The following is a 25535-nucleotide window of genomic DNA, read 5'->3' on the forward strand; positions in this document are numbered from 1 at the left end:
AATTAGCCGTTGTAAAAATTAATAAGGTGATTGTTACCTTGATCGACGTATTCTGATGCTTGACGCAGCATGCTTGGCATTTCTTCTAAAAATTCACACCAAGGGGTGAATAAATGCCGCGCCCGCGCAACGGTTTCCGCTTCGTCTTGATATTTGAAAATAAACTGCACAATCAAAAACGCTGAGTAGGTAAAGGAACCAATCAATAGGTCATAAATATGGCGGTGAACACTGCCTTTTAAAAAGTAGATTTGGCGATGATGCGACCACAACAAATCACACACCTGCTGGCGAGTGGTGATGCTGTCATCCCAACCTTGCTGCAGTGTTCGGCTGATTTTACAGAAGTCGTCGACCGAGATCAGTGCATCGGCGCTTTGACCAAGCAAAGAAGCTGGCGCCTCGGTAAAGAAAGCTTGCTCTAACAAATCGATGACTTTGTTATGGTCTACGATTGGGTCCATGATCAAGGCGTCTTCGATTTTAAGTGGGGTTACGCCTTCTATCTTTGCCCCGTCAGATAAGTTAAAGCTGGCGAAATTGCGGCGCTGATTTAGCTGTCGCGTCATGGCTTCGAGCTGCACACGGGACGCATCCATAATGCCAGTCGCGAACACAGTACCGCCAAAGTTACCTTCTCGTTCTACTAATTTGGCATCATGAAAGGTTTGAAAGCCAGATTCTTTGCCGTCTTTGTAGTAACCGCTGTGCACCGAGTGATGACTACCCGTTTCTTTAAAGCCATTGTCCACTCCTAAGTAATAGAGGTTATTAAAGCCAAATAAATGCACATATGACAGGGCTAAATTCGCCACAATGGGATTGCAGTAATTCAGCTGAACATACTCTTTCGTGTCGTCGTGGGAGCGGGCTTGATTGAGCATCAAGGAAGTTATCGCTTCTCCCGGTTTCATCGCCATGCCAGAACGCTTGAAACAATCAAAAAAGCCGGGGTGCATCACGTTAACAGACAAGCCCCAAATTTTATCGAGGTAGTCTTGATCGATGAATTTGAATTTATCCACAGTGAGTTTTAGCCGTTCGATATCGACATGAATATCTGGGGTGACGCCTAATTTTCTCAGCGTATTAATGGTCGATCCACAGCACACAACCAACACTTGATCGCGTACGGCTTTGACCAGTTCTATGCCTTGATCAAGAGAGGGCCCGTTACCCAAAATAAACACCGGCGTATTTGTAACCCATTTAGGCAAGGCGTTATGCCCGGGAAAATGCGCGACTTTTGTTTTTGTTAGTGACTTTAGACCTTGAGCAATACCGATCAAAGCATCATCAAAAAAACCCCAACCCATCACTTGGCGTGCATAGTGCTTTTTAAAATATTCGACAGCAAGATTATTTTCTGGGCTGCTGTAACATACGTGCAACATGGTTTCTGGCGCCATGTAATAGCCATTTTGTTCTAACTGATGCAAATATTTTTCAGTGAACTCTTCCGCCCCCACACCTAAGAAAAAATGGATAGTGCGCCCGTCGCGGTTAAATGTCTCAAGTATGCTTTCCCATTCTATGGCAAAGAGAGAATAGTAGAAAAAATCTAAATCGCGTTCATATAAATACAGATGTTTAATATCGCGCTGAGCTAGAATCATCTCTAATTGATAACCGAACTCTATGCCAAACAGAATGGTTGAACCAACAAAATCAGGCCAACCCTCTTGAGGTTTTAGCCCCTTCGATTGCAAGGCAATTTGATCCAACATCTTGTTGCTATAGTGAACATGCCGACTTGGATGATTATCGGTTCGGTCTAAATTCAACAGGGTTCTATTAGGCTTGCAAAAGGCGTCAGCGACTTTTTTGGCGGCCTGTTTTTTAGGCGCAGTGGAGAAAAGTGGTACTCCGACATCTTCTCGATATAGGTTAAGCTCACCACTTTCTTCCATATAAATATGGCGCTTTTGCGGTTGGTAATCTTGGAAAGACTCAAAAATATGCGGCATAACTTGAGAAAAAACCGCCATGTTTCGAACATAGCGCTCTGTTAATGCCGAGTCATTTTCTCTTAGCCGTTCGGTGCCTCGTTCAAATAAAGAAAAGAAGGCTTCAGCTTGTTCTAGTGAAGGAGAAAAATCCTCATTTTGCATACTTTACGCCTTTGTACTTACTCACACCCTTACGGGTTTTATGGGTCTGATAGAGCTGCTGTTGCAGCTCAGCGTGAACATTACGAATCAAAGTGTTGGCCGCTTGGTGAACGGCAATGAAGTGACGTATTTTATCGTTGTCTGCAGGGTTAGATTGAGGCGTTATCGAAAGAATGAACGCGTCGTTGGCATCACAAAGCTCTTGTATGGCGTCTACGTCTTGGTTATCTACACTCTGTTCTAATGTCGCGCTTAATGCCATTAAGCGAGACACATCAAACATTAAACTGCCCCTACTCGAGCTTCATTTTGATTTGCGTAGGCCATTTGCTTGTCAGCTGGGGAGATCTTATCCCATGCGCCTTTAATTTGCAGAATCAACGCCATGACATGATCAATAACCTTAGTATCTTTAGACACACTGGCCTCGGTAATTTGCACCACCATATAGTCGTATAAAGACTCAAGGTTGTCGACCAATTCAGGGTTAGCATCACGGTCGAGAGCGTCTCTTAAACCATTGATAATCTGAACAGCTCGTGTCAATGAATCAGCCTTGCCTGCAAAATCACCACGTTCAATACAACCTTTCCCCAAGGCAAGCTTTTCGAGTGCGCCCTGCATCAATAGCTGAATAACTCGGTGAGGATCGGCAGATGCTAAATCAGACTTAAGTGAGTCTTTTCTGTAGGCTTGGATCCCTTTACTTTTGTACATAGACAACCCCATTACTAAATATCGATCGATTTAAACCGTTTACAAGTTAGACAATACGGAATTTAAATAGCCGCCTTGAGCGTTCATATTCGCCAGACGAGAATCCAAACTTGTAAACTTGGAACGCAATGAGTCTTCATACTTAATCATTCGATCTTCGTACGCCTCTAGCGTCCCTTCTGTACTATCTATCGACCGACGAACGGAATCCTTTAATGAATTTGTCATTCCATTTGAGCCAGTATAGTTGGAAAGTAAATTATCTAAAGATTGGGCCAACCCTTCTTCACCGGCAATGAGTGGTGCAATTTCACTGTAACCGCGTTGCATGGCATCGTTAAAAGTTGCGCTGTTAAACTCCAACATGCCTTGGTTATCCATTTTGACACCCAGGTCAAAAACAGAGGTAAAAGTACTGGTATTACCATGACTGGACATCAATTCTGTCGATAAAGACGACTGAAGATTACGAATCATGCTGTTACCATTTAACACTGCACCTTTGTCAGTACTTTGTTGAAGTAAGCCAACTAGGTCGTTATAAGAAGCGATAAATTCTTCGATGGTTTCTTGTACGGTATTCTTATCAAAGCTGATATCCACCTTGGTGGCTTTTTCGGTTGTCGCTAATGCCTCGATAGATAAACCCGCAACGGCTTCGTCAAACGTGTTGCTATTATTACGAATTTGTATTCCATCTACCGTGATAATGGCATCTTGAGCCTGATCCCCTACGGGAGTGAACATACCAGAAAACACACCTTCTGTTGCCAGTCGATCGAGCGATGTGGTCGCTGCTAACGTCGCTGTTCCGTCTTCGACCATCTCGTCTTCGTTGCTTACTATGTCATTTTCTACATTGAGCGCGGCAACATCGGCATCCTCTATACTCGCTTCATCCGTATCAACTTCCTCATCGGCAGGAATGGGCCCGTCGTTGGCAAAATCCACGTCGTCGCCTTCAATGTCTAAAGGGTCGCTTTCGTCGACAATGTCTGATTCTTCAGCATTAATTTCTTCCACAACTTGTTCGTCAGGAAGCTCTTCAACAGCGGCCTCTTCGTTAGAGCTTTTTTCAATGACGTTGCCGTCTTCATCTAAAGTGGGAGTGGAGTTAATGATACGAAGAGAATTACCAGCGCCCTCAACGGAAGAGGTGGCGGTAAAAAATAAGTTGCCGTTCCCGTCATCCACTAAATTTGCAGAGACACCAAAATTATCTTCCGAAGTGTTAATTTGGTTACGAAGTTCAGATAAGGTCGTACCCGCTTTTACTGCGATAGAAAATTCACTATCACCCGCCTTGAAGGTAAGCTCGGCATTTGTGTTTGAGACAACATCATCAGGGGAGGAAAATAAACCTTGAGCGGACATCACTCGGCTGCCTTTAGCTAACTGATTGACATCAATAGAGTAGGAACCATTTGAAGCGGTATTGTCAGTAGTAATCGAAAGAACTTCTTCACCCTCTGTCTGAGCAATTTTGGCATCGCGACCAGTAAAAAGATCATCGTCATTAAGTGCTTGAACAGTCGATTTAAAACCGTCAATAGCTGAGCCAACCCGACCTAATGCCGATAGCTCTGCTTCATAGCCATCTAGTTTATTTTGATAAAGTTTGACCTTGGTGTCTCTTTGAGCGCTCACCATTTCTTTAACAAGGGACTCCAGATCTAATCCAGACCCTGCACCTAATGAGCCAACCGACATACTTTATCTCCTAACACTTTACTGCTCTAAAAATCGAATCAAACCTCACTGTTTACCAAGGTGCCCTTGATATCACTGAGTTGATTCATAATAGCATCGATTCTATCAGACATTTTCAAAAATTCTTCTGTGGGAATCTGCCTCACGACATCACCCGTGGTTTGGTCTAACACTTTCACTATATTTTGATCTTGATCTTCCGACATTTCAAACGTAAGACGAACATTAAGCTGTGCCATTTTTTGATTGACGGTTTCTACATCGCTTGGCTCTATAACGACCTGAGATGAGGGAGATTCAGAGTCTTGATTATCTTTTTCTGCTTTATTTGCGTCTTCCGTGTTTTGCACGACTTTGGCATTTTGTTGGCGTTGTGCGGCAAAGTCATCCGCGACACGCAACTCGGGCTTCAAAGAATAGGTCATACCCTGCTTAGAAAAATCACTGGCATTGATGGTCATATCAGAGTTCCTCCAAGTAGACAAAAGCCAGGACAGTGTCCCAGCTTTTCGCTACCACTAACGCTTAGCCTAGTAAAGACAAGGCGGTTTGTGGGCGTTGGTTTGCTTGCGCCAAAATAGAAGAGCTAGCTTGTTGAAGAATTTGAGAGCTGGTTAGCTTAGCAGTTTCTTCAGCAAAGTCAGTATCACGGATACGAGAACGCGCTGCCGATACGTTTTCAGTAATATTACTTAAGTTGCTGATGGTAGAACCAAAACGGTTCTGCACCGCACCCAACTCAGAACGCTTAGAGTCAACTGCTGCAATCATTGTGTCTAGTACATCAATCATACTTTGCGCATTCGCTACAGTAGATACAGACGCTGTTGACTGACTAACCTGTGGCGTTGTCGCAGAGTTTGCAGACAAACCAGACATGGTAAAACCACCATTCCCAGCGTAATCAATAGAGTTTGCTGCACCGCCTGATGCTAATGTAAAACTTATGGTTTGGTTAGAATCCGCACCTACTTGATAGACACCATTATAAGTACCATCTAATAGATTTTCGCCACCAAAGGTTGTATCGGAAGCGATACGGTTGATCTCAGTAGACAACTGCTCAACTTCTTGTTGAATCGCAACACGATCTTTATCAGAGTTAGAGCCGTTCGCAGACTGAATAGATAAGGTCCGCATACGTTGCAGCATATTAGTGGTTTCATCTAACGCACCTTCCGCCGTTTGCGCCAATGAAATACCATCATTTGCATTTCGTACAGACTGATTTAGACCATTGACCTGAGAAGTCAAGCGGTTAGAGATAAGTAAACCCGCCGCATCATCAGACGCACTGTTAATACGCTGACCTGAAGACAAACGTTCAAAGGAAGTATCCAAAGAATTGGCTGAGCCCATCAATTGGCGCTGAGCGTTCATTGATGACGTATTTGTATTTACATAAAGAGCCATTATAGCCTCCTAGTTTCATTGAACTCTGCAAAAAGCAGATCGTGTAAAGTTTTCGGCCAGAAACTGAAAACCTTTAGTTAATTCGGCATTTTTTTTCCATGAAAAGGAAAAATAACGCCAAAAACATGGCAAATTAATGCCTAACTAATTGTTCTAAATAGACTTTAGATCAATTGGAAACTTCAAAATTATTTTTAAAATCATACTTTTTTCTGCTTATCCGCACTAAAAACATAGAATTTAAGAGACAAACTACCTCTACTATCAAAAAAACAGGAAAAACCATCATTTAAAATAACACCCCAACAAAAGCCACAATTAAAAAGGCAATAAACAGCCACAAACAAAGGCAACACTCGGCCAAATCATGACAAATCACTGCCGGCTCTAGTCAACAGAAATACGTTCTGTAAAACAGAATCCAATGATGCCGATCTTAAAAAGACCATTTGATTAACCCAAACAAAACCACAACCCAAAAGCAGATCGATTTTCAGCCAAGTAGACGCGTATCTGGAGCACCAAATATCGAATAACTAGATAGGCAAATCTCTTCCGCAAAAACACGGCCACAGAAAGGAGCTAAAATAAGACACTCCCAATGCCACACTTTTAACGAAAAATAGAAGCGCCTTCGTGCACGGTCAAAACCGTCTAATGACACTGCCTATAGCAATACCGCCTTTGTTTCGCTCGTTCAGATCGAGCCTTGCTGTTACTCTTTAAAATAAAGTCGTCTGGCACTTCCTCTTATACTTTTGTCGATTGAGTTCATTCACTACTCGTCATACCGTTCACATTTTAAAAGCTGATCTCAAAGCGATTGGCTTTGACATAAGCCTCTTTTTTTTTTGTGATTATTGATCACAATAAACAGCGCCTACAGCACAGAAATGCTGCTCCCCCCTATTTTTTGGGCAAAAAAAAGCCAGGTGACAACCATCACCCGGCTGAAAAGGCACCTCTAGGAGAGAGAAGTTGCCTATGCTCCGAGAAAAACTCGAATCACTTATAACTAACCGCCTATAAATGCGATCATTTAATAGTTAATTTATTAGCCTCCCAGTAGAGACAAAGCTGTTTGTGGACGCTGGTTCGCTTGAGCAAGAATGGTGCTGCTTGCTTGTTGAAGTATTTGTGAACTAGTCAAATTCGCTGTTTCTAATGCAAAGTCAGCGTCACGAACACGAGCTCGAGCGGCCGAAACATTCTCAGAAATATTGCTTAAGTTGTTGATTGTGGAACCAAAACGATTCTGTACCGCACCCAATTCAGCACGCTTAGAGTCTACAGCGGCAATCATAGTATCCAGAACATCAATCATACTCTGCGCATTAGCAACACTTGATATAGAAGCCGTCGACACACTAACTTGAACTGTCGTTGCGGAGTTTGCTGATAAACCTGACATTGTGAAGCCACCATTGCCAGTATAATCAATTGAGTTATTAGAACCGCCGGACTCAAGTGTGAAACTGATGGTTTGGTTTGAATCTGCACCAACCTGGAAAACACCGTTAAAAGTACCGTCTAGTAAGTTCGAGCCACCAAATGTGGTTGTGTCGGCAATACGATTGATCTCTGTTGACAATTGCGCCATCTCTTCTTGGAGTGCAATACGATCTTTTTCAGAGTTCGAACCGTTCGCAGATTGAATAGACAAGGTACGCATACGCTGCAACATATTGGTGGTTTCATCTAGCGCGCCTTCGGCTGTTTGCGCCAAGGAAATACCATCGTTAGCATTTCGCACTGATTGATTTAGACCATTAATTTGCGATGTCAAACGATCAGAAATTTGTAGACCCGCTGCATCGTCTGCCGCACTGTTGATGCGCTGACCAGAAGACAGGCGTTGAAAGGAAGTATCAAGGTCACGAGCAGAGCTAGCAAGAGAGCGCTGAGCACTCAAAGAAGACACATTAGTATTAACGTATAAAGACATTTTTCTCTCCTAAAAACAAATATAAATGAGACAACCTTTTGATTTAATTAGTTATTTGGTTTTTGTCTCTTATTAAAGTTATCGACACCTTAGTGATGATCTTTAATGTTTTTTTCATTTTTTTGAGTGGCTTTAATCATATTATGCCCTCTAAAAAAATGTTACAGAGGCTTATCGAACCTAGATCCCAGAACTTTAAGAATTTATTGTATAAAACTCAAAATAATATGAACTCTGCACGATATTGTTAGTTTTTAGAGTGTAGAAGAGATTAAAAGCAGGGAAGGTTAGGAAATGTGGTTAATAAACTGTAAACCAAGTTGATGGGGATTTACTTCTTTTTCAATCTTTATGTCTGTTCTCAAGCCAGACACTTTATTTAATTCAATATCAGAGGATTCAATAAAGGCCTTATTCGTCATGCTGTACACCTGTCTAACCAAACATGGTTGAAGCTCTTTGTTGAGGGTAAGGACGAATCCAACTCGACCGTTTGAAAGCAAAACACAGGAGCCGACAGGAATCTTGCCTATATGCTTTAAAAAGACGGACAATAACTTTTTATCGAACGCCAGCCCAGATTCTTTGTGCATTCTTTGAGTGGCTTCAGTCGGGCTCATTGAAGGCTTATGAGTTTGCTCTGATGTCATGGCATCGTAAGCATCTATAATCGCTGCTATTTTTCCATACACCGAGATTTCACTGTCTAACTTTCCTGCTGGATACCCTGAACCATCTATTTTCTCATGGTGATCAGTTAACATTTGATGGACCGCTTTTGGAACCGCCTCACATTTTTGTAAGATCTGTTCCCCAAACTGAATATGCTTGCGAAATAAATCAAATTCACTGTCGGTCATCTTGGTTGTTTTAGTGATCATGGCCGCGGGTAAACGAAAGCGCCCAAGGTCAATCAAAAGCGCACCTAAAGCAATAACTTCAACGTAAGAGCTTGACAGTTTCATCGCTTTTGCAAAGTAAATACCCAGAACTGCCATGCCAATAGCATGTTGCTCTAAGTAAATAGAGGCGTTTTTTATATGTCGTATTGCCATAATAGAGAAATTATTACGTGTATGAGACTCAATCATACGTCGGCAATAGAGTACTAAAGATGAAATCTCTAATGATTCACCACGTTTAAATCGCTCGACTTGCCGAGCAATCAGCTCGTGGCCTTCTGCAAATAATTTGAGTGCGGTTATGGTTTCATCATCAAAAGTCGTTGGTGTTAGTGCTACGGAAGATTTGGCTTTGGAAGAGGTCTTATGTTTATCACCTTGTATGTCAGGTGTGCTTTCATTCAGTGTCGGCTCAACGAGTTTAATCCCTGAAGCATTACCATTAATTTTATCTATTCGAGCTTTGTAGCTTAGAATATATTCACGAGTATGTTCATTCAGCTCTTGCCTAAAGTAGCGAAAAAGGCTGTTCCCCTTAGTGTACTTTTCCCGAAATTCTTTAGTGTTCAAGTCTGGAGTTAGCTTTCTCAAACTTTTGACAGAACGGCCTGTTGCAATGGAAAGACACAGAATTAAAAAACGTTCTTGCGCATCATACAGGCGCTCTTTTTTTGAATTGAGTAATTTGTCGTATGAAAAATAAGGATCGAAGGGTAAAAAAGAGGAATCCAAGACTGTCGCCAGTAAATCAAAAATAACTTGGCGCACTGCCACAGCGACAATTCGTTCCTTGCGACCGTGTATTTTTACCAGATTCTGCACCCGCTTGTTGGCGTACACTTCTTCTTTGATGCCTAAAATATCGAGTATTTCATCGACATCAAAATACCCAACATTAATGTCAGCCCCAAAGCAGGACTCAATTTTAAATGCTGACATTGTGTTCCTTATTATTCAAAATTACATTTTATTAAACAGGGATAAATTACTAATGCGTGTGAACACCTGCTGAGAAGCGTTCAAGGCGGATTCGTTCATAGACAACTCTGTTGCCGCTGCCGCAAGATCTAAACCACCAATGCGGTCTTGTGCAATCACATTGGATAACTGATTGGCCGAACTAAAGTCTTCACGCTGTTGAAGTGTATTCAGTCGAGCCCCTACAGACGATCGACCTTCACTCACCGAACGCTGGGTATTATGAATGCTCACTGTGGCGTCTTGAAAAGCTTTTGAGCGATCTTCCGAAGTAGAATGGCGATCTTGCAACACCTCAAGGGCGTCATTAATTTCATTCAATACATTGTCACGCCTTGGCGGATCTAACACCAATCCAACGCTCGCTCCTGGCTCCCCTCTCATGGTCACTGACATACCGTTAAAATTAATAGGTTCACCCGCCGTATAGGAACCCGATGCCATAACCTCACCTTGACTATTGGTGATATTAAATACGCCTGGCGTTCCGTCGAACTGCATACGTCTAGCTTTGTCGTCAGCAGAATCCGCTTGCAGCACCGCCAAATTTACATCAGGAAGCGTACCTTCGGCCGCACCAACCGGTAAAGTGGTAATCACAAACAGGTTATCGGCTGGATTCGTTGGATTAAAATGGTCGTCCATAAATTCATTAAAATCCCCTTGATTCTTCACCTGTGCCGACAAGCTCACATCACCGGCTAAACGCTGAGATGAAAAAGTACGGTTTGTCCAAATATCTTGGAATAGCGTTTTACCCGAATCAGTAACCGGAATTTTCATGTCGTCTGAGATTTGAGCGTACTTTATCCCCTCATTACCAGACCATTGATAGCGCCCTTGACTATCTAAAGTAAAAGGCGGACTTTTTGTGTCAGTACCGGCAAAAATATAACTGCCATCGGCACTGCGTGAATTCATCAGTTCCGCCATGGATTCGGTAATCAAAGACACTTCCTGAGCAATCGCTCCAATGTCCTCATTGGTATTAATATTGTTTTGAGCCTGAATAAACAAGGTGCGCACTTCATCTAAAGAGTCATGCAGACTTTCCAATGCCACTTCTTGATACTCTAAGTTGCTGGTCGCCATACTGATGGCGTCATCGAAACGCTTTAACTGACTATTGCTGCCTTCGTACATCATTAACTGGCTAGCACCAACTGGATTATCGCTGGGCTTAACAATGCTGGTTTGCGCGGTAATTTTGTCTTGAACGGTGAGCATTTTCTCATTAGCTTGCGCAATGGCTCTGCTCGATTGCCCGTAAATTAAGTTATTTGTTACTCGCATAACGCTACCTCATAATCCCTAACAGTGTCTCGAAGGTGGTGCGCGCTGCCGTCACAACCTGAGCCGATGCCGAATATGATTGCTGATATTTTAAGAGGTTCACCGCTTCTTCATCCAAACTCACCGCTGATAAGCGATCCCGTCGATTAGCACTGTCGTTCATGATTACTTCACTAGACGCCGCATGACCCGCTATTTCTGCGGTTTTCGTTCCCACATTGGCAATAAGCCCCGCGAACGATTTGGTCAAGCTGTCTTTCCCTTCGACTAAAGGCGCACTTTGTAAATTCATCAACGCCAAGCCATTAAAGTTATCAGAAGGGCCAACTAATTCGGTACTCATGGAAAACTCATCGCCTATTTGAGGATTTGATGACAAAGAAACATCAAACCCTGCTTTATCCGCCAGACCCGCTTGCTCCAATAAATTACTGTATTCAAGTGCGTTATTGACCGTTGCGATATCAGATCCTGCTACATCACGCACTACATAAGAATTAGGCGATGTAAAATAGATGCTGTGTGGCGCGTTCGGGTATAAGGAGCCGTCTGATGAAAACGCCGACGCATCCGCTCGCGTATTGTTCACTGACGACAAACTTATTTTTGCTTCTGACAAATTATCCGAATGAGTCGACACACCAACAGGTGCGCTCAACGCTAAGTCATCACCGTTTTTTGCTCGCATACTCAAATTCGCTGCCGCACCTTCGGTAGGAGTGAAGCGAAAAACATCATCAACAGTAATGGTATTTAGTGCGGAGACTTTAATATCAAGACCCAATTCATCGAGTTTGACATAACCGTCTTTATCCGCCGTCATATTAACAGGATCGTAGAGAATCTCTGGACCAGTCGAGCGACCGTTTATATCAAATCGTTTAATGGTAAAACGATTTTCATCGGTTTTGGACAGCTCATAAGTGTCTTTGGTTACTTTGGCAGACTCACCGGCAGAAACACGAACCGATATATCCGCTAACTTTTTTTGGCTTTCCGCTTTTGTGTGAATGGCGATCTCGCCAAGTGACAGTAGATCTTTACCAAATTGGCCGTTTGCATCTAGACCTTTGGCATTTTGTGTGTTCATCGCATCGGTGATAGAAATCGCATGCTGACCAAGAGTACGATCAGCATACACACTAAATTCGGCATGATAATCTAGCAGGCCACCCACACTACCGCCAAGATCGTCGGTTTTTACAACCACATCATGATCACCAAAGTTGACCGCCAACTGAATACTTTTCGGATCCATGGCGTTTTCTACCACCTTAAGCTCTGGAGCACTTTGATCCATTACAAGAGGCTGACCATTCGCCAAAGACACTGTCATCAAGCCTTTATCGTCAAACTGAGTACGAGCAGTAACAAACTCAGAAAGTTCTTTCGCCAGCTGCTCTTGCTGGTCGCGTAGTTCATTTGCCGGCGAAATAGATTGCCCTTCTTCTCGCATGATCTTCTTGTTTAAATCCGAAATTTTACTAGTAATAGCGTTAATTTCTGTCAAAGAAGAAGACAACTGCTCGCCAACTAAATCTTCTTGACGCGTCACCAAGTTCGATAAGGTTTTGTATTGACCCACTAAATTACTCAGACTGGCGTGGGCAAGTTGCCGCAAAGACGAAGAAGTGGGGTCATCGTTTGCCGCTTGCAGGGCATTAAAGGTTTTATCTAAATATCCAGTCAAAGCAACACTGTCTTCGGATAGCAAACTATCTGACGCTGTCATCATCGAATGAAAGGTGTCGTAATAGGAAAATTCTGAAGTATCTGATCTGATTTGCGCACTGACAAAATTATCCACAAGGCGAGCAGTATCACGAACAAGAACACCTGAGGCACCAGGGGAACTGACTGTATCGGTTCTTTGACGGCTGTAACCCTCAGTATCCACATTGGCGGTATTCTGACCTGTCGTATTAATACGAGCATTACTGGACTGCAATCCAGATAAACCAATTGAATATAAATTTGAGCCCATTGCTCATTCCCCTACACCATGTGTCTAAAAATACGCCAGTGCCAATAATAAATGATCGACTTAATAGGTGTTATCGACCCTCAACACAAAAACTTTACTCACCGTTTAGCGCTTACAGCTTGTTGAGCCAAGGCCCAGACACAATGCTGTCAATTTTCTCAGCGTAATTTGGGTCAGTAGCATAACCGCCTTTTTGCAATGAAGAAGTAAACACCGAAGCATCTTTGCCAGAGCGAAGCGCTTCTTGATAACGATCACTGGTTGATAAGAAATCGGCGTAATCTTCAAAGCTCTGGGCAAAAGAATCGTAAGCACGGAACGCGGCTTTTTCACGCTTGGCGACTCCATCTCGAAATTCCAGAGTATTCACCACAGCGCGGTCACCTTGCCAACGGTGATCGGCCTTAATGCCAAACAGATTAAAACTTGCCGTGCCGTCTTCCTTGGCAATTGGGTACTTCCCCCAGCCGGTTTCTAATGCCGCTTGGGCCAATACGGCTTTAGGGCTTACGCCCAACTTTTCGGCTACCCGCTCAGCGTGTGGCCAAAGGTGCTCAACAAACTCATCTGGCCCATCAAACACCACCGACAAGGCCGATGGTGTGGTCGCTTGTGCCCTCGCTGCATTATCTACCGGAGTAGCGCTTTTTTGCATAGATTCAACCAATTCGGTCGACGCTCGGTGCGCTAAGGCTTGGATTCGTACCAAATCTTGTTTGGCCACCTGATTGAGAAAATCCGTATCGCCTCGCTCTTTCGCACCGGCGGAACTGATGTGATTTTGTTGCTGAGCTTGATATTGTCGAATAAGCGCGTCAGATAACCCAATCCCACCCGATTTCGCCATACTTTGGGCCATCTGGGAGTCCATCATTTCTTGATACTGTTTGGTTTGCGCACTGGAAAACAAACCACCGCCAATAGCGTCGTTGGTACTGCGCATATTCTTCAACAGCATATTAATAAAAATAGACTCAAACTGTTGCGCTACATCTTTTATGGCCGAATCTGGATCTTGTTGTGCCTTGGTCTTCAGATCCGTTAACGTCGAAAAATCGGCAAAAAAGTCTTGTTTTGAAGGAATAGAGTTCATTGTTAACCTTGTTTTAGCGAATCATATCACCACTAAATCTGCGTTAATGGCGCCCGCTTGTTTTAACCCTTCTAGAATCGCCATCACATCCCCAGGTGCTGCGCCGACTTGATTCACCGCTCGCACTATGTCATTCAACGAAGCACCTGGATCAAACACAAACATGCGTCCGCTGTCGGGAGTAAATTCAGCTCCTTGACGTGGCGATATAATGGTTTCACCGCCTGTCACTGTACCATCTTGTCCAACAACGGGTGGGACTTCTTTAATCGTTACCGTTAAGCTGCCATGGGTAATGGCGGCTGGAGACACTTTAACATGCTGACCGATAATAATAGTGCCAGTTCGAGAGTTCACCACGATACGCGCACGTTCTTCGGCGACTTCTACTTCTAAATTTTCGAGAATAGATAAGTAGGTAACACGCTGACTTGGATCACGTGGTGCCGAGACACGAATGGAAGTGGCATCCAATGTGGTGGCAACACCCGGCCCCAACAAATTATTAATGGTATCCGATACCTGTTTAGCCGTCGTGAAATCAGGGCGATTAAGGTTAAACGTCAGCGTGTCTCCGGTATTAAAACTGCTCGGCACGATTCGCTCTACGCTAGCACCATTAGGAATACGCCCTACCGTTGGCACATTGACCGAGTTGCGCGAGCCATCGGTGCCATTTGCACCAAGACCACCAACCACAAGATTCCCTTGCGCAATAGCATACACAGCCCCGTCTGCCCCTTTTAGCGTGGACAACAACAAGGTACCACCACGCAAGGCACTGGCATTACCAATCGACGATGCCGTCACATCAATTTTTTGGCCGGGTTTAGAAAATGCTGGCAAAGTGGCCGTTAAAGACACCGCGGCGACGTTCTGGGAAGACGCCGTCACGCCATCTGGCAAGGTCACACCAAAACGCGACAACATGCTCGCAAAGCTCTGATTAGTAAAAGGCGTACTGTCCCCAGTACCATTCAAACCGATGACCAAACCATAACCAAACAATTGGTTCTCTCTAACGCCTTGCACACTGGCAATGTCTTTTAAGCGCTCTGCTTGCGCGGCAAAAGAAAGAAGGAACAACACCATCAGCGTTATGTATTTCATTAGGTCACCTGTCGAGCGCTAAACACTCATTAAATCGTTAAATTAGTAAGGCATATTACCGGAATTCAGCAAACGACTCACCCAACCCTGCTCACTGCCGGCGGCCACTTCGCCTGTACCTGAATAGGTAATACGAGCGTCTGCCACACGTTCTGAGTCAACTGTATTGTCCGGTGAAATATCTTGTTTTCGCACCACACCTGAGAAACGAATGTATTCATCGCCTTGATTGAGGCGAAGCCATTTTTCACCACGAACCGCCAGTTGTCCGTTGGGGTAAACGCGCAAGACCGTTACCGAAATGGTGCCTGTCAAACTGTTGTTTTGGTTTGCCGAAGCATTACCTGAAAAATCGGTACCTTGTTGTGGCAAGATCGTATCCACCAGCAATTCTTGTCCCAACACCGTTGGGTTTTCAAGGGTCGCCGACGAAGACTTAGACACAGTTGCCGCATTTGCCTTAGTTGACGCCGTGGTTTCATTTAAGTTTATGGTTAAAATATCCCCCACTCGGCTGGCTTTTTGGTCACCAAAAAACACATCGCCCATGTTAGCTTGGTAGATCCCCCCTGTTGGGGCTTGAGAAGCATTCATACCATTTGGGTAAACCGGCGCATAGTAGGGATCATCTGATTGAATCGAAGAGCGCACGTCTGGGCCATTTAATGGATCATTCGGATCCGGCACAAAGCCTTTACGCACTACTTCTTCTGGCGCTACTTCTTCCTCTTCTTCTGGGGCTTCCTCTTCCTCTGTTAATGCGTCAGCCACTGCATCAACCGCCGCACCTGCTGCGCCTGCCGCCGCGGCATTTGCCACCGCCTGCTCATTCACATCCCAAGAAAGGCAACCTGATAGGCTGACACTCAATAACATTAATAACGCAATTTTTATTTTCATCATTATTCACACGCTATTTATAGCTGCTGAATCGCGAAACTCATCATACCATCGGCTGAAGAGATCACTTTAGAGTTCATTTCATAAGCTCTTTGGGTGGTAATCATGTTGACCAATTCTTCAATCGAATTCACGTTAGAGGCTTCCAACATGCCCTGAGCAATACGTCCTAGGGAATCCGTACCGGGTACGCCCACAACTGGTGGCCCACTGGCATTGGTCTCTGTATATAAATTCTGCCCAGCGGCATTCAACCCTGTCGGATTAATAAAACCCGCTATATTAATCGCTCCAACTTGCTGCGCATCAGCGTCCGCTGTTTTTCGTACCGACACCAGACCATCTTCCGATATCATAATCTCAACTGAATCAGGGTCAATTTGAATACCAGGCTCAACAACCAAGCCACCCGATGTAACAATTTGACCTTGGCTATTCAGCTGTAAACTGCCATCACGCGTGTAAGCAATGCTGCCGTCTGGCTGCAGTACCTGCAAAAAACCCTTACCTTGAATCGCAATGTCCAACTGACGGTCTGTCATGTTGTAATCGCCGTTGGAGAAATCTTTTTGCGTCGCTCCGACTTTAACACCTGTGCCAAGCTGTAAACCGGAAGGCAATTCAGCATTTTGTGCACTCAAGCCGCCAGGCGCTCTGACCGCTTTGTACATAAGATCTTCAAACACCGCTCGATCTTTTTTGAAGGCGGTAGTGGAAACGTTTGCCAAGTTGTTGGCCACGACATTAAGCTGCTTGTCCATCGCGCTTAAACCCGTTTTGCTGACCCATAATGCTGAATTCATAAAAGCCTCTTTTTAATTCGGTTGTTCGTTGTCTATGGTTCTATGTTTACGATGTGCGCTGTAAGATGCGCGCTGATGAATCGGCATTATTGCGAATGGAATCCATCATCTTCACATTCATTTCAAAGCGTCGCGCTAAGTTCATCACATGGGTCATTTCTTCCACTGCATTAACGTTGCTGCCTTCTAAGAAGCCGCTGGCAACTTTAACATTAGGGTCGGGCGCGAAAATTTCACCATCGCGGGAATGTATCAAGCCATCTTCTTCTTTGCGTAGATTCTCTTTATCTGGGTTCACTAATTTGATTTGATTTAGAACCGCCACTTCATTGCCCGCTCCGCCTTCAGGCACAATGGAAATCGAGCCATCTGCGGTAATGGTGATGCTGTCGGAAGGCGGAAGAAAAATAGGGCCGCCCATACCGGCCACCGGCAAACCGCGTCCTGTTACCAGCTGACCTGCGGCATTAATTTGAAAATCGCCGGCACGAGTATAAGCTTCTTCACCACGTTCATCGTACACGGCGATAAAACCTTCACCTGCAACGGCTACATCTAAATTTCGACCGGTTTGTATCATGTCGCCTTGGGTATAACGTGTGGCGGGATTTTCTGTCATCGCGTACACGCGACTCGGATGATAATCGCCATAAACCGGCATAGCGCGAGCTTGTTCAAAATCGGAACGAAAGCCTGTAGTGCTAACATTTGCCAAGTTGTTCGCGTGTATTGTTTGAGCATTCATGGTTTGCACGCCACCACTCATTGCTAAATATAAAGCCTTATCCACGATCATCCTCCCAACAGATAAACCATCACAAAATACATGTAATAACTCGTACACTTTTTAACGAGTTATTTTATTGTTGTTTAGTTACTATCAAGAAACGTACCAACTTCGAAAAGCCCTCAAAAAGACAAAAAAAAGCCGAAGCAGCAAAGGGCTTCGGCTTATCAACTTCTCTCTCCAGAAAAATCTTAACGCAGATTTATAATCGTCTGAGTAACGGTATTTTCCGTCTCTAGCGTCTTACTGTTGGCTTGATAATTACGCTGCGCCTCAATCAGGGCAACCAATTCAGAGGTTAAGTCCACATTGGACTCCTCTAACGCTCCCCCTGCAATTTTACCCAAGGTACCTGAATTAGGACGACCAATATCCGCAGGACCAGAAGTTTTACTGGCCAACCAGGCAGTATGACCATTCGGCACCAGACCGTCAGTGCTATCAAAAGTGGCTAAGGCTAACTGGCCAAGTGTTGCCGTTTGTTGGTTGGTATAGTTTGCCACTAGTAAACCATCACTATCAAAAGACACACCTTGTAACTCGCCCGCAGAAAAGCCATTTTGCTCAAAGGAATCGGTATTATCAATCGCGTATTGGGTTGAGCCTGCAAGATCTAAAGGGGAAATTCTCCCTCTATTGGTTGGATCAAGCCCTCTTACCTCAAGGTTGATTGGTTGTTCTTCACCCAGCGGCGGAATACCACGGTAAGTTCCCATCAAATTACCTGCTGAATCAAATGTTACAGAAGTGTTACGCTCAAGATAACGTACCTCCTCTCCGTTCATTGGATCTATAAACGTTTCTTCACCGTCCATGGTCACACGCATTTCGTAAGTGTTATTTTCACCTTGCTTGATAAAGTAATACCCCAAAGTGTGAGATTCACCCAAAGAATCGTATATGGTTCTGGTATTACCGTAAGAATAAGAATCAGGATTCAATGGGCTAAAGGCATCACGTGCCGAAATCCGAGAATCACGAACATCTTCGGATGCAAGAGTCGATGTGATCGCAGCGCCACCTAACGTTCCAGTAACTGATAGCGGCGTTGCTAAACTTGTTCCCGTAGAAATATCAACGGCATTGGGCTCAGTCGCTCCCATGTACAGAAGCTGATAAGGCTCTTCTTCAATACCATCACCGTTGTAATCCTGCCCACCCTCAGCGGAGTTATAGGTGGCGTAAGTGTCCCCTAAGAATTTTGCGCCAGTGTCGTCAGTCACATTACCGTCTACTGTCGCGTGGACCTTGTAAGTGTTTGGCAAATCACTTTTAGCGTAATAATAAGTCACTATGTGTGAGCCGCCATTGGCGTCTTGTATACCTTGAGTTTGGGTAAAATTATAGGTGTCAGGATCGGCTGGATCAAAATCCATTCGCATCACCGGCGGCACATCTTCAGTTTTAGAGTCTAAGTTCACGGTCAAACTCATGTCCGATGTGGCTTCAGGAGGGATTCGTTCAGTTGGAATTTTTAGATCCTCTAGATTTCCGCCCACAACGCCGTCTACGGCATTAAAACCTTGGACATTATTGCCTGAATTGGTCACTAAGAAGCCGTCTTCATCTAACTTGAAATTACCCGCTCGTGTGTAGGAATTCGTCACACCAGCATCAACAACAAAGAAACCGCCGCCATCAATGGCCAAATCTAGGTTGCTGTCTGTATAAGACAAGGTACCTGATGAAAACTGTTGTGATACGCCACTGACACTCACACCCGAGCCGATGCTGTTGCCGCTGCCGGCTCCCAATACACTCGTATTGTAAAGGTCATCGAATTCAATACGCGACTTTTTAAAGCCGGTGGTATCGGAGTTAGCAATGTTATTACCTGTCACACTTAAATAATCAGCCGACGCTTTAATGCCAGACAGCGCTGTATTGAATCCCATAATTTTTCCCCAACTACCCTAATATTTCTAATTCGTTTGTCAGTTTGATCTTGCCGTGATTTTCCACGTTCAACACGGTACCGTTTTCACCATTAATAGTGACGCCTTGTATGCGTGTCGGTATGCGCGTACTTAATGCAGAAGTTTCACCTTTATCATTAATAAAGGAGGCGGCAAAACGATATTCGCCAGCCGGCAAAGCCTTTCCTTCGTCATCTAGTGTGTCCCACTTGTATTCGTCGCTACCTAACTCAGCAGTACGCACCAGACGGTTATTTTCATCGTAAATTTTCAAGGTCGCCGACTTAGACGTTTCTGGAATAAGCGTGCGTATTTGCACCTCGTCAACTCCTTCGGCCACCTTGGTTTTATTACCTTCCATTAATATGGACTTGCCAACCAAAGTCGAAGCACTTAACGCTTGGTTAGAGGTCAACGAAGTCGCCATATTTTCTAGCTGATCCGAAATACTAGTCAGTCTTTCCAATGAGCTAAATTGCGACATTTGCGCCACCATGTCGTTGGTATCTTGCGGCGCCGTCGGATCTTGACCTTTTAGCTGCTCTATATACAGCTTCAAAAAGACATTCTGATCCGCTAAAGCGGCATTACTTTCTTCCACATCTGGCTTTTCAATGCCGGCTTTGGACTTCGCCGCATCAGTACCATATTGGGAAATCAGCCCACCAAGACCTTTAGTGTCCGATATATTTGCCATGTATTAGCTCCTATGACTGCCCAAGCGTGAGCATTTTCTGCATCATACTTTTAGCGGAGTTCATAATTTCTACGTTTGTCTGAAACGATCGAGAAGCGGACATCATATCGGCCATTTCTTCCATCGGATTGACATTGGGGTAAAAAACATACCCGTCATCATTTGCCATGGGGTGATCAGGTTCATACCTTGGTTGCAAGGGCGCATCAGATTCGACAATACCATCCACTTTCACACCAACACCTGCGCCACTGTTATCTGGACTAACATTATTCCAACCATATTCACCCATGCTATCGTTCATCATTTGGGAAAACACCGGCTTACGTGCACGGTAGGTTTGATCAACTGAACTGGCGGCACTGTCTACGTTGGCCATATTGCTTGCAATGGTGTTCAAGCGCACAGTTTGCGCACTCATTGCCGATCCAGAGATGGTAAATATGTTACTTAAAGACATAATCATTAATTCCCAGTAAGCGCTTTTTTCATGCCGCTGATCTTACGATCCAGTAACATAAAGCTGGTATCAAACTGCATGGAGTTCTGAGCGTATTCCGCTTGCTCTCTTTGCATATCGACAGTATTGCCATCTAATGAGGGCTGATTGGCATTGCGAAAAAGTAAGCCTTCAGGTTCACCCGAAAAACCTTTTGTCGACATATGACGAGAATGCGTTCCAGCAAGGGGCAACTTGCCACTTTCGTCATTAAAAATAGAATCAAAGGAAATATCTCTTGCTTTGTAATTTGGGGTATCCGCATTGGCTATGTTGTTTGCCAACACTGCCGCGCGCGCACTGCGAAACTGCACCGTCTTGTCATAACCCGCAAATGCATTTTCAAAAGATATCGCCATGTCACCCTCAATGATTCGTCGTATTGTTACTGTACAAACAACAAAGCAATTATAGTGCCAAAATAAAAATCCAATGAAATCAATAACTTGCTTAGACGGAAGACAGAAGTGGCAAAAAGCGGCAACGAGCTTTAACACAATATAAGAAGGGAAAACTAAAAAAGCCCATCTGACGGATCAGTGGGCTTTTATGAAATCGAAACAAAAAAACGAACGCTATCGAGGTTTCGCCTTGTAAACAATACCTGGGTGGCATTGCACAATATCAAAGTAATCAGACAAACCACTTAAGGCCTCTGATCCCCCCAAAAACAAATATCCACCCGGCTTCAAAGCCGCGTGCATTCTTTTTAAAATATCTTGTTTGAGTTCCACCGTGAAATAAATTAGTACATTTCGGCAAAAAATTACATCAAACTTGCCCAACATAGAAAACGATTCAATCAAATTTAAATGCTTAAACTCAACACGAGCACTCAAGGCTGGTTTTATCTTCCACGTTGAGTCGTTAATTTTTTCAAAATAACGGCGCTGTAAATCAGGACCAAGACCACGAGCAATAGCAAGACTGTCGTATTCACCCTGCTTCGCGTGCTTTAAGATGTTAGTACAAATATCCGTCGCGACTATTTTCTCGCCTGCTTTTAGCGCACCAGGACGCGTCGACTTAAACTCTTCAATCACCATACTGATCGAGTAAGGTTCTTGACCTGTTGACGAAGCTGCAGACCAAATCCTAAGAGGTGCGCTGGTCATTTCTGGCAAAACTTTTTCTTTGAGGATAGTAAAAGGGTGAACGTCCCGAAACCACAAGGTTTCGTTCGTTGTCATAGCGTTGATGACTTCTTCCTTTAACTTAGCGCTGCCGATTCTCTCTAACGCATCAACAAGTTGCTCAATTCGAGAAAAGCCTTCTCGCTCTAATACCTTACCAAGACGACTGGCGACCAAATATTGCTTATTATCACTCAGAGAAATACCACACACCTTTTGCAGGTAATCTCTGAACCGAATATAACCATTTGGCGTTATTGCATTTGTACTACTGAGCATCACAACTCCATAAGTGACGGACACAATAAAACTGAGCCCGATACGTCCACTGCTTAACCATTATTCATCAGATTGTACATGCACGGTTTCTATCGCTAATCGAGCCAACTCGTCAGGCTGGAATTTCGCCAAAAAGCCATCAGCACCCACTTTCTTCACCATGGCTTCATTAAATACACCACTTAGTGACGTGTGTAAAAGAATAAATAGATCTTGTAAACGGCTGTCGTTACGAATCGCCGTCGTGAGCGTGTAACCGTCCATTTCTGGCATTTCAATATCAGAAATAACCATTGAGAACTCTTTGGTGACGTCTTTACCTTCTGCCACTAAAGATTGAAGGTAATCTAATGCTTCGCGGCCATCGCACAACACAGTTGTTGCAAAACCTACCTGCTCCATACAACGCTTGATTTGCTTTCGCGCCACAGATGAATCGTCAACAATAAGAATATGGTGTTTTTGAGCATTTTCTGTCACACCAGCGTTGACGATACCATCTGAAATATCTTGGCGAGTCGGTGCGACTTCCGAAAGAATTTGCTCAACATCGATAATTTCGACCATTTCTTTGTCAACCTGACACACCGCCGTTAAGTAGTTGTCATTTAACAAACCTTTTGGTGGCGGCTGAATATCGCTCCAGTTCATGTTGACGATGCGCTCAACGCCTCGCACTAGGAAACCCTGAATGCGACGGTTGTATTCGGTGATAATAACGAAACACTGGCTGATGTTTTCCATAGGACTTGCGCCCGTTGCCAACCCTAAATCTAAAATAGGGATGGTGCCACCACGAATATGTGCAACGCCACGCACAACCGGTGAACTATGAGGCATGGTTGTTAGTTTAGGGCACTGCAATACTTCTTTCACTTTAAATACGTTGATACCGTAAATTTGCTTACCATTCAGGCGGAATAACAGCAATTCAAGTCGGTTCTCTCCTACCAGCTGTGTACGTTGGTTAACAGTATCCAAAACTCCAGCCATATACGCCTCCAAAATGTCTTAGCACTACTCTGAGGTTTTCCCTCAAAATTGTTAAAATGTTTCATCCAATGATAAAGTGATTTCCAATAATTTACTAACTATCTTACCTATAACGACAGATTAATCATTGAAGAGAGTCAATCATGCGTATCACAAGGCTTGTTGTAGCCTTTTTCTGTGTTCAAGCGGGTTTTACGTTTGCCTTGTCGACTAAAGAGCACATCGATCAGTTTATCCGCCAAACGGAAATTCCGCGCCTGACAGAAATATACCCAGATGCAACCATAGAGATCACACTCAATAACCTGGCAGCGCTTAATTATTTGCCTGCATGCGACAGCCAATCACTCAGTGTTGTCAACCAAAGACCCGATGCAACGGGTCGTACCAATTATGAAATTCGCTGCGACACACCCATTTGGAAATCTTATGTTCCCGTTACACAATCTATCACTATTCCAGCCGTGAAAAGCAGCCGCCCTATCAGTCGTGGGCAAATAATAAACCGTACTAATACCGACATTGGAGACGTAGAGATATCCACACTACGCGGCAGTGTATATACACCAAAAACCCCCCCTTATGGCTTAATCGCTTCGCGCAATATCCGCATCAACACCGTCATCACGGATTCCCTCACCAACCAGCCAGATCTGATAAAAAAAGGCGACGTGGTGCTCATTACCGCAAGTAGCGGCAGCATTACGGTAAGAATGAACGGCATCGCATTAGAAAGCGGCATTAAAGGCCAGCAAATACGCGTCAAAAACACCAGCTCTGAACGAATTGTATACGCCAAAGTTGTAACTGACAGTGAGGTTCTTGTAAACTATTGACGTAGATTCAATCGGCCATTTTAATATCGTTTTTTGTCGTGCTTTTTATTAAAGTTTCGATGGATCGAGCCGACAACATAGACAGGCAAATCATTAAAGGGCGGAAAACCCAATGGCAATACAATTTACAGGTCTATCGAACCAAGGCAACATCAACAAAAGCGAACGCTTTCAAAAAGACGATGTAGCAGGTAGAACACCAGAGAAACAAGACACCATTCAAAGTGGCGGAACCCTTGCGGAAGATACCGTAAAGTTGAGTGGTACTGCACAAACACTACAGAGCCAACAATCAAAAATCAGTGATCTTCCAGAAGTAGATATGGATAAAGTCGAGCAAATTAAAAATGCTATTGCTGCAGGTGAATATAAAATCGACACTCAAAAGCTAGCAAGCAATATGGCGTCGATGGATTCTTTATTCTGATCGACTCTCTTAGTTTTGCCACTAACCGGCACACCTTATGATTCCACTTGCCCCTGTATTTGAAAGAAGCAAAGCCATATTACAACGCCTGTCTGAGCTTCTTGATGAAGAACGGTTTGCTTACGGTAAACTAGACACCGACATCATCGTCAGCCTATCCAAACAAAAGCAAGATTTACTCGACGAAATGAACCAACTTAATGAGAAACGCATCAACATTCTCATTAAATTTGGCGTTGTCGATAAAAGAAGCCCTTCAGAAGACGCCTTCAAGCAATGGCTGGCGCAGCAAGACAGCACCATGGATGTCATCCGCTTATTAATGCAAGAATGTGAACAATTACTTAAGCACTGCAAAGTGAAAAACAACACCAACGCCAGAGTGCTCAACACATTGCAGAAGCGTAATAAGTACCTGTTTGAGTTGCTGCAAGGCCACAGCAGTAAAAACAAGGTGTACACTTCGAAGGGATCGACTCGCCCTATTAGCAGCAAACAAACGTTAGGTCGGGCTTAATAGATTATAGAGAAAAGCGCTTTGAAGAAAGGATGACTATGCTTCACTTGAAAATCCCACCACCCGTTATTTTTGTTTTGTCTGCGGCGAGTATGTTTGCCCTATCTGACTTTGAAGTGAAACTAGCTATGTGGCGCTTAATCAGCAGTACTGCACTTTGGGCCGTGGCATCCGTCATTGCTCTTGCGTCCATATGGTCTTTTCTTCAAGCGAAAACAACGGTCAACCCGCACCACCCCCACAAATCCAGTACGCTGATTGTCGCCGGTATTTTCTGTTACTCTCGTAACCCTATGTACCTATCTCTTGTCGCACTCTTACTTGGTTGGAGCTGCTTACTTTCCGGCTATTGGAACCTGTTACCCATTGTCGGGTTTATTGCTTACATTCACTATTTTCAAATCAAACCGGAAGAAGAAGTTTTAGCAAATAAATTTGGCAAAGAGTATCGAGACTACATAAAAAAAGTGCGTCGCTGGCTATAAACAGGTT

The 25535-nt window shown here is 44.1% G+C and carries 25 protein-coding genes; 4 read left to right on the forward strand and 21 right to left on the reverse strand.

The window, feature by feature from the left end; translation table 11 throughout:
- Positions 1-2 precede the first annotated feature (2 nt).
- The 21 genes from J9B83_RS00735 to J9B83_RS00835 form a co-directional block, all read right to left on the reverse strand.
- Positions 3-2111: a motility associated factor glycosyltransferase family protein gene (locus tag J9B83_RS00735; RefSeq protein WP_211534757.1), complete on the reverse strand. Its 2109-nt coding sequence runs from the start codon at positions 2109-2111 to the stop codon at positions 3-5.
- Positions 2101-2394: a hypothetical protein gene (locus J9B83_RS00740; RefSeq protein ID WP_211534758.1), complete on the reverse strand. Its 294-nt coding sequence runs from the start codon at positions 2392-2394 to the stop codon at positions 2101-2103. The genes J9B83_RS00735 and J9B83_RS00740 overlap by 11 nt, the downstream gene beginning before the upstream one ends.
- A complete protein-coding gene (gene fliS / locus J9B83_RS00745; protein WP_211534759.1) occupies positions 2394-2828 on the reverse strand; it encodes a flagellar export chaperone FliS in 435 nt (144 codons plus the stop codon). Before fliS ends, J9B83_RS00740 begins: the two co-directional genes overlap by 1 nt.
- A gap of 39 nt (positions 2829-2867) precedes the next feature.
- On the reverse strand, positions 2868-4538 hold the full coding sequence (fliD, locus tag J9B83_RS00750) for a flagellar filament capping protein FliD (protein ID WP_211534760.1): 1671 nt from the start codon (positions 4536-4538) through the stop codon (positions 2868-2870).
- A 38-nt stretch (positions 4539-4576) separates the two neighbouring features.
- A complete protein-coding gene (locus tag J9B83_RS00755) occupies positions 4577-4999 on the reverse strand; it encodes a flagellar protein FlaG (protein ID WP_211534761.1) in 423 nt (140 codons plus the stop codon).
- 64 nt (positions 5000-5063) lie between these two features.
- A complete protein-coding gene (locus tag J9B83_RS00760) occupies positions 5064-5951 on the reverse strand; it encodes a flagellin N-terminal helical domain-containing protein (protein WP_211534762.1) in 888 nt (295 codons plus the stop codon).
- A gap of 1054 nt (positions 5952-7005) precedes the next feature.
- Complete coding sequence (locus J9B83_RS00765; RefSeq protein ID WP_211534763.1) at positions 7006-7896, reverse strand: flagellin N-terminal helical domain-containing protein; 891 nt, start codon at positions 7894-7896, stop codon at positions 7006-7008.
- A 287-nt stretch (positions 7897-8183) separates the two neighbouring features.
- A complete protein-coding gene (locus tag J9B83_RS00770; RefSeq protein ID WP_211534764.1) occupies positions 8184-9737 on the reverse strand; it encodes an HD-GYP domain-containing protein in 1554 nt (517 codons plus the stop codon).
- A gap of 21 nt (positions 9738-9758) precedes the next feature.
- Positions 9759-11069, reverse strand: a complete 1311-nt coding sequence (gene flgL, locus J9B83_RS00775; RefSeq protein WP_211534765.1) for a flagellar hook-associated protein FlgL — start codon at positions 11067-11069, stop codon at positions 9759-9761.
- A gap of 4 nt (positions 11070-11073) precedes the next feature.
- Positions 11074-13053, reverse strand: a complete 1980-nt coding sequence (gene flgK / locus J9B83_RS00780; RefSeq protein ID WP_211534766.1) for a flagellar hook-associated protein FlgK — start codon at positions 13051-13053, stop codon at positions 11074-11076.
- Positions 13054-13165: 112 nt separating this feature from the next.
- A complete protein-coding gene (gene flgJ, locus J9B83_RS00785; RefSeq protein WP_211534767.1) occupies positions 13166-14146 on the reverse strand; it encodes a flagellar assembly peptidoglycan hydrolase FlgJ in 981 nt (326 codons plus the stop codon).
- A gap of 21 nt (positions 14147-14167) precedes the next feature.
- The gene (locus J9B83_RS00790) at positions 14168-15256 is read right to left on the reverse strand and encodes a flagellar basal body P-ring protein FlgI (protein ID WP_211534768.1); all 1089 of its coding nucleotides are present in this window, start codon (positions 15254-15256) and stop codon (positions 14168-14170) included.
- Between the two features lie 42 nt (positions 15257-15298).
- A complete protein-coding gene (locus J9B83_RS00795) occupies positions 15299-16159 on the reverse strand; it encodes a flagellar basal body L-ring protein FlgH (RefSeq protein ID WP_211534769.1) in 861 nt (286 codons plus the stop codon).
- Positions 16160-16173: 14 nt separating this feature from the next.
- The gene (gene flgG, locus J9B83_RS00800) at positions 16174-16959 is read right to left on the reverse strand and encodes a flagellar basal-body rod protein FlgG (RefSeq protein ID WP_211534770.1); all 786 of its coding nucleotides are present in this window, start codon (positions 16957-16959) and stop codon (positions 16174-16176) included.
- A gap of 46 nt (positions 16960-17005) precedes the next feature.
- Positions 17006-17749 carry a flagellar basal-body rod protein FlgF gene (flgF, locus tag J9B83_RS00805; RefSeq protein WP_211534771.1) on the reverse strand — a complete coding sequence of 248 codons (744 nt, stop codon included), beginning with the start codon at positions 17747-17749 and terminating at the stop codon, positions 17006-17008.
- Between the two features lie 188 nt (positions 17750-17937).
- Positions 17938-19641 (reverse strand): flagellar hook-basal body complex protein, encoded by a 1704-nt coding sequence (locus tag J9B83_RS00810; RefSeq protein WP_211534772.1) that lies wholly within the window; start codon positions 19639-19641, stop codon positions 17938-17940.
- 13 nt (positions 19642-19654) lie between these two features.
- The gene (locus J9B83_RS00815) at positions 19655-20359 is read right to left on the reverse strand and encodes a flagellar hook assembly protein FlgD (RefSeq protein WP_211534773.1); all 705 of its coding nucleotides are present in this window, start codon (positions 20357-20359) and stop codon (positions 19655-19657) included.
- Between the two features lie 10 nt (positions 20360-20369).
- Positions 20370-20819, reverse strand: a complete 450-nt coding sequence (gene flgC / locus J9B83_RS00820) for a flagellar basal body rod protein FlgC (RefSeq protein ID WP_211534774.1) — start codon at positions 20817-20819, stop codon at positions 20370-20372.
- Positions 20820-20824: 5 nt separating this feature from the next.
- On the reverse strand, positions 20825-21217 hold the full coding sequence (gene flgB / locus J9B83_RS00825; RefSeq protein WP_211534775.1) for a flagellar basal body rod protein FlgB: 393 nt from the start codon (positions 21215-21217) through the stop codon (positions 20825-20827).
- 216 nt (positions 21218-21433) lie between these two features.
- Positions 21434-22270: a CheR family methyltransferase gene (locus tag J9B83_RS00830; protein ID WP_211534776.1), complete on the reverse strand. Its 837-nt coding sequence runs from the start codon at positions 22268-22270 to the stop codon at positions 21434-21436.
- Between the two features lie 60 nt (positions 22271-22330).
- Entirely contained in the window at positions 22331-23263 is a 933-nt protein-coding gene (locus tag J9B83_RS00835) for a chemotaxis protein CheV (protein WP_211534777.1), read from the reverse strand.
- Positions 23264-23406: 143 nt separating this feature from the next.
- On the opposite strand from J9B83_RS00835, the gene flgA reads away from it, so the two are divergent.
- The 4 genes from flgA to J9B83_RS00855 all read left to right on the forward strand — a co-directional run bounded on the left by flgA (position 23407) and on the right by J9B83_RS00855 (position 25528).
- Positions 23407-24099 carry a flagellar basal body P-ring formation chaperone FlgA gene (gene flgA / locus J9B83_RS00840; RefSeq protein WP_211534778.1) on the forward strand — a complete coding sequence of 231 codons (693 nt, stop codon included), beginning with the start codon at positions 23407-23409 and terminating at the stop codon, positions 24097-24099.
- Positions 24100-24211: 112 nt separating this feature from the next.
- Complete coding sequence (gene flgM / locus J9B83_RS00845; RefSeq protein WP_211534779.1) at positions 24212-24526, forward strand: flagellar biosynthesis anti-sigma factor FlgM; 315 nt, start codon at positions 24212-24214, stop codon at positions 24524-24526.
- A gap of 37 nt (positions 24527-24563) precedes the next feature.
- Positions 24564-25043: a flagella synthesis protein FlgN gene (locus tag J9B83_RS00850; RefSeq protein WP_211534780.1), complete on the forward strand. Its 480-nt coding sequence runs from the start codon at positions 24564-24566 to the stop codon at positions 25041-25043.
- 38 nt (positions 25044-25081) lie between these two features.
- Positions 25082-25528 (forward strand): methyltransferase family protein, encoded by a 447-nt coding sequence (locus tag J9B83_RS00855; RefSeq protein WP_211534781.1) that lies wholly within the window; start codon positions 25082-25084, stop codon positions 25526-25528.
- Positions 25529-25535: the final 7 nt, after the last annotated feature.

The sequence above is a fragment of the Marinomonas vulgaris genome (assembly GCF_018145875.1).
Taxonomy (GTDB): Bacteria; Pseudomonadota; Gammaproteobacteria; order Pseudomonadales; family Marinomonadaceae; genus Marinomonas; species Marinomonas vulgaris.

What these genes read in the sequence shown, in the direction of transcription:
- flgB (WP_211534775.1), bottom strand. Translation starts at nt 21,217, where the DNA reads ATGGCGATATCTTTTGAAAATGCATTTGCGGGTTATGACAAGACGGTG.
- J9B83_RS00850 (WP_211534780.1), top strand. Translation starts at nt 24,564, where the DNA reads ATGATTCCACTTGCCCCTGTATTTGAAAGAAGCAAAGCCATATTACAA.
- flgG (WP_211534770.1), bottom strand. Translation starts at nt 16,959, where the DNA reads ATGAATTCAGCATTATGGGTCAGCAAAACGGGTTTAAGCGCGATGGAC.
- J9B83_RS00735 (WP_211534757.1), bottom strand. Translation starts at nt 2,111, where the DNA reads ATGCAAAATGAGGATTTTTCTCCTTCACTAGAACAAGCTGAAGCCTTC.
- J9B83_RS00855 (WP_211534781.1), top strand. Translation starts at nt 25,082, where the DNA reads ATGCTTCACTTGAAAATCCCACCACCCGTTATTTTTGTTTTGTCTGCG.
- fliD (WP_211534760.1), bottom strand. Translation starts at nt 4,538, where the DNA reads ATGTCGGTTGGCTCATTAGGTGCAGGGTCTGGATTAGATCTGGAGTCC.
- J9B83_RS00835 (WP_211534777.1), bottom strand. Translation starts at nt 23,263, where the DNA reads ATGGCTGGAGTTTTGGATACTGTTAACCAACGTACACAGCTGGTAGGA.
- J9B83_RS00755 (WP_211534761.1), bottom strand. Translation starts at nt 4,999, where the DNA reads ATGACCATCAATGCCAGTGATTTTTCTAAGCAGGGTATGACCTATTCT.
- fliS (WP_211534759.1), bottom strand. Translation starts at nt 2,828, where the DNA reads ATGTACAAAAGTAAAGGGATCCAAGCCTACAGAAAAGACTCACTTAAG.
- flgM (WP_211534779.1), top strand. Translation starts at nt 24,212, where the DNA reads ATGGCAATACAATTTACAGGTCTATCGAACCAAGGCAACATCAACAAA.
- flgA (WP_211534778.1), top strand. Translation starts at nt 23,407, where the DNA reads ATGCGTATCACAAGGCTTGTTGTAGCCTTTTTCTGTGTTCAAGCGGGT.
- J9B83_RS00810 (WP_211534772.1), bottom strand. Translation starts at nt 19,641, where the DNA reads ATGGGATTCAATACAGCGCTGTCTGGCATTAAAGCGTCGGCTGATTAT.
- J9B83_RS00760 (WP_211534762.1), bottom strand. Translation starts at nt 5,951, where the DNA reads ATGGCTCTTTATGTAAATACAAATACGTCATCAATGAACGCTCAGCGC.
- flgJ (WP_211534767.1), bottom strand. Translation starts at nt 14,146, where the DNA reads ATGAACTCTATTCCTTCAAAACAAGACTTTTTTGCCGATTTTTCGACG.
- J9B83_RS00815 (WP_211534773.1), bottom strand. Translation starts at nt 20,359, where the DNA reads ATGGCAAATATATCGGACACTAAAGGTCTTGGTGGGCTGATTTCCCAA.
- J9B83_RS00765 (WP_211534763.1), bottom strand. Translation starts at nt 7,896, where the DNA reads ATGTCTTTATACGTTAATACTAATGTGTCTTCTTTGAGTGCTCAGCGC.
- flgC (WP_211534774.1), bottom strand. Translation starts at nt 20,819, where the DNA reads ATGTCTTTAAGTAACATATTTACCATCTCTGGATCGGCAATGAGTGCG.
- J9B83_RS00770 (WP_211534764.1), bottom strand. Translation starts at nt 9,737, where the DNA reads ATGTCAGCATTTAAAATTGAGTCCTGCTTTGGGGCTGACATTAATGTT.
- J9B83_RS00830 (WP_211534776.1), bottom strand. Translation starts at nt 22,270, where the DNA reads ATGCTCAGTAGTACAAATGCAATAACGCCAAATGGTTATATTCGGTTC.
- flgK (WP_211534766.1), bottom strand. Translation starts at nt 13,053, where the DNA reads ATGGGCTCAAATTTATATTCAATTGGTTTATCTGGATTGCAGTCCAGT.
- J9B83_RS00790 (WP_211534768.1), bottom strand. Translation starts at nt 15,256, where the DNA reads ATGAAATACATAACGCTGATGGTGTTGTTCCTTCTTTCTTTTGCCGCG.
- J9B83_RS00795 (WP_211534769.1), bottom strand. Translation starts at nt 16,159, where the DNA reads ATGATGAAAATAAAAATTGCGTTATTAATGTTATTGAGTGTCAGCCTA.
- flgL (WP_211534765.1), bottom strand. Translation starts at nt 11,069, where the DNA reads ATGCGAGTAACAAATAACTTAATTTACGGGCAATCGAGCAGAGCCATT.
- J9B83_RS00740 (WP_211534758.1), bottom strand. Translation starts at nt 2,394, where the DNA reads ATGTTTGATGTGTCTCGCTTAATGGCATTAAGCGCGACATTAGAACAG.